Annotated in this window: 5 protein-coding genes; all 5 read left to right on the top strand. The window is 53.3% G+C overall.

Annotated elements, in window-relative coordinates:
* On the top strand, positions 1 to 700 hold a 700-nt coding region (locus tag H5U08_RS12050), incomplete at its 5' end, for a hypothetical protein (protein ID WP_297033337.1).
* Positions 701 to 783: 83 nt separating this feature from the next.
* Positions 784 to 1,596, top strand: coding sequence for an RHS repeat-associated core domain-containing protein (locus tag H5U08_RS12045; RefSeq protein ID WP_297033335.1), 813 nt, complete (start codon positions 784 to 786; stop codon positions 1,594 to 1,596).
* A gap of 163 nt (positions 1,597 to 1,759) precedes the next feature.
* Positions 1,760 to 2,725, top strand: a complete 966-nt coding sequence (locus H5U08_RS12040) for a hypothetical protein (protein ID WP_297033333.1) — start codon at positions 1,760 to 1,762, stop codon at positions 2,723 to 2,725.
* A 95-nt stretch (positions 2,726 to 2,820) separates the two neighbouring features.
* Positions 2,821 to 3,459, top strand: coding sequence for a hypothetical protein (locus tag H5U08_RS12035; protein ID WP_297033332.1), 639 nt, complete (start codon positions 2,821 to 2,823; stop codon positions 3,457 to 3,459).
* Between the two features lie 223 nt (positions 3,460 to 3,682).
* A partial coding sequence (locus H5U08_RS12030; RefSeq protein WP_297033330.1) for an RHS repeat-associated core domain-containing protein occupies positions 3,683 to 4,019 on the top strand: 337 nt, incomplete at its 3' end.

Below are 4,019 nucleotides of genomic sequence, written 5' to 3'. Positions count from 1 at the left end.
GCTTAGGCCCTGGGAGGACCACTGGTATTGGGAAATTTCCTATAAGGTCCACTATGACCGCGACGAGCTGTATGGGCTCACGCTTGCGGTGCTGCTGGATGGGACGCTCGTTCAGCCCAGGGAGTATGGTATACGGGATGACGAGTCGCCGTCGATCTATTGGGCAACAAGACCGGGCACTCCGTCATTGCCGGTAAGAGAAAAGGTGTACAGCTCGTTTAATGGCCGGGACTTTGTCACCACGATATCCTGCGAAATGCTTCGGCGCAGTCCGCCGTGGCGACCGAATGAAGCGAATCCGCCCCTGTCGGCCAGAAAGGCACTTGCCCTGGCCGAGCGGGAGAAGGCGAGACTGCTCAGGTCTTCTGCCGACAGAGACACGCTATGGTCCCTGGAAGGCATCAGCCTCGTGCCGCGCGCGGGTGATCGGTGGTATTGGGTCATCGAGTATTGGGGTAGGCCAGGCGGAGCATTGGGGGGCTTGCCCTCCATTCTCAATGTTGTAGTACTGATGGACGGGACGGTGGTTCCGCCGAAGGGGTTACGCCACCCCGGCTCACGTTTCACGAACGGTCGTGCTGCTCCACCGAGGGAGGGAAATGGGGCCTCAGGGAGCAATGACGCCAACGAGACTTGTCAGAAAAAGCGCGGTTCAGGAGGCGCCGGCCAAAACGATCACTTACCCAACCAACCCCGATGAACGCACGTGCCGGGCTGTTTGGCGAGCAGCTTCGAGCACCCTCAGATCGGCCACCTCCGCCAGCGGTATTTTGGGGTCCGGCGGTGGACCAAATTTTGGCCGAGGAGGCCGTTGACGGCGGTACACCCGACCTTGTACAGTGGACGCTGACGGACCACTTGAACACGGTGCGGGACATCGCGAAGTATGATCCGGGCAGCGACATGACCACCGTGGTCAACCACCTCATCTATGACGCTTTTGGTAAGGTGACGTCGGAGAGTAATCCGGCGGTGGACTCCTTGTTCCTCTTCACTGCCCGACCATTCGATGCTGACACGGGCCTACAAAACAACCTCCACCGCTGGTACGACGCCCGCGTCGGCCGCTGGCTCAGCGAGGACCCGATCGGTTTCGCTGCCGGGGATGGGAATTTGTATCGGTATGTGGGGAATAGAAGCTTAACAGCCGTTGACCCGGAAGGGTTAACGCTATGGTATCGAGGTACGCTGACATACCGAGTGATCCAGCCCATAAGAACGATAAGTGTGGTTCTTCCGGCGAAGGGCTCCTCTGGCCTCTCGAAGGAGAGAATACAGAAGCTCGTCGAGGATGCAACCCGAGAATGGGCAAAAAACGACGGAAAAATTATTTTCCACATCGATAAACGATGTCCGGCCGGCACGATACCTGGGCCTGGTCAACGTATCCGGGTTGCACAACAATTTGAGGGCGAGCTCCGGATTTTCGTAAAGCTGAGCCGTCGATTCTTTGGGTTATTTGGGGATTGGACTGCCGTGATTGTGACTGATCCACGCAAGGAACACGATCAGTGGTCTTTGGGTACGGTGTTATTTCTAGCTGTTTATCAAAAAGAATTCTACGGCGAATGTGGACCGTGTTGCGAGAAAACCTAGGCTCGTGGTAGGATGGCCGTTTTTTGCCGTTTAGTCGTTGACATCTGAAGTTCAGGAAGATTTGAAGGAAGAGAATTGCGATCCCATGTGCACACGGACTGGAAAGGGATTTTTAGGGATTACACTCTCTGTCGGATTCATCGCTTGCATGGGTTGCGGCTGCTTGCGATGTGACGACGGCGAGTATGAACGGACTGGCACGATACCGCTGGCGATTCCGGAAAGAGGTAAGTCCGCACATTGGCTTCTTGTCAATGCCTATTCCGATGAGGACATCGCGAAGGCGGTGGAGGGCCGGTCACACATCCGTGCTTTGCTCATCGACATCGGCCCTGATGTTCTACGAACCTTGCGAGACGATAAGCCCACAGTTAGCGATGAAGGACTGGCGATTGTCACAAAACTTCCAGATCTGGAATCCCTATGTATAACGGGGAAAGGGGAGTTGACCGGTGACTTTCTGGCGTACGTCTCTGCTTTATGTAATCTGCAGGTACTCGATCTCAGTGGTTTTCCAGCCATTACTGATGAATCTCTTGCACATTTGAAAGAATTGCACGGGCTCCGTGTTCTTTCCATGCGGAATTGCGGCGTTCACGGCCCCGGGTTAGCACACTTGGTGACGTTACCGGCTTTGGAATCGCTTGATCTCTCAGGGAATCCGCTGGACGATCTGAACAAATCCGAACTTAGTAGGTTTCAGAGCTTGCAGGCTCTTTTTTTGGACGACACGCCCGTGCGTGATGCGGACTTGCGGCATATCGCTCGCCTTGAGCGGCTTCGCGCGTTGGGACTCGGAAATACTGGCATTAGTAACCAAGGCTTGCGATATATAGCGAATTTGAAAGATCTGGAATTTTTAAATTTATCCGGCACAGGCATAACGGATGAGGGCTTGCATTGGTTAAGCAAACTCGCAACCCTTCAGAAGTTAGATTTGAGCGCTACGCGTATATCTGACAACGGAATTCCGCAGCTTACTAGCCTGAGAAACTTACAATCCCTCGATTTGCGAGGGACTGAGGTCACCGATTTCGGGCGTAAACAGCTTAAGCGGATAGCTGAATTTAGGACCGTGGAGTTAGACATGCCGGTTTTTTGGATGGCCGCAGAAGAACTATCCGAGTAGTGTGTGTCAACAACTCGCTTATTCGGCACTCTTCAATAGATGCCAAAGAGCTGGGGCAGTTGGGAATGTTTGTGTTTCGAAGAAGTGAGGTGTGAATGAGCAATACGGCGGTGAAGCGCGTCTTACTGTGCGTAATCGTTGCAGCACCTGTAGCGGGTGTTGTCATTGGGGTCGTAGCTTTTTACCCACGGGCCGTGAACACTGCTTACGATATAGCCCCGTTTCCGGCGCCCGCCCTTACGCAGGAAGAACAAGAAGAACTGTTAGAGACGCTGGGTAGTGCGGCGTTTCGTCAAGACATCGTATCGCGATCAGGCAGAACCGGTGCGCGCGTCGACGCACAATTAACTCGTTGGCATCTACTCAGCACAGGAACGAGCCTCGTTCTGGAGATTCAGGCGCGTCCTTTAAACCTATTCGAAAGTTATGCATTGAATCGATTGGTTCACGAATTCCAAGAGGAATGTAGGATGGCTATTGCGCTTACACTTCTTCGAAAGCATCTGCGCAATGGGCAAAGTGTCATCCTGTGGGATAGCGAAAGGAAGCCACTTGTGGAAATGGTGTATTGCACCGTAAAAGGGGAAAAGTTTCACTCGCCCGTGGTGATTAGCTGGGATGCGTCTCGAATTCCGAAGACTCGCGCTGTCCGCCAGATCATAATGGATATTGAGGATGAGTATCCAGGTTATTACTTAGATGTCATCATGGACAACTTGGTGACCACCGCATAACACACCGGTTACATGTGGACTAATCCCTCATTCGACATAAGCTACAGGAAGGTACGTCAACCGTGGATATGGGGGAGATGACCTCCTTGATGATAGAACCGCTGAGGGAATCGTTGGGGCATGTTCGATCAACTCTGACCGACCACGTTGAATACCGTGCCGGACATTGCGATCTTCGACCCGCTGACGGTTTCCGGCGTGGTCGCAAGACCCGACAACCCAGATGTGGCGGAGGCAAGGGGCGACGATCGTGGTCAACCACCTCATCTACGACGCCTTCGACAAGGTCACGTCGGAGAGTAATCCGGCGATAGGGCATGTTTTATTATTTGATTACTCTGCATTCTTAGTCAGCTATAGTCGCCTTGTATTTACCAGTAGACCATTTGATAGTGACACAGAACTTCAAAACAACCTCAACCGCTGGTATGATGCTTCGGTCGGCCGCTGGCTGAGCGAGGACCCAATCGGCTTTGCTGGGGGTGATGGGAATTTGTATCGGTATGTGCAAAACATTGCAGTTTTGCAAAGGGATCCATCAGGCCTCATCGGCATGCCCT

Origin of the sequence: Thermogutta sp. (genome assembly GCF_014359955.1) — a bacterium.
In the GTDB taxonomy this organism is placed as follows: Bacteria; Planctomycetota; Planctomycetia; order Pirellulales; family Thermoguttaceae; genus Thermogutta.
The sequence above is the reverse complement of the archived record's forward strand: the minus strand, read 5'-3'. Positions and strand labels throughout refer to the sequence as shown.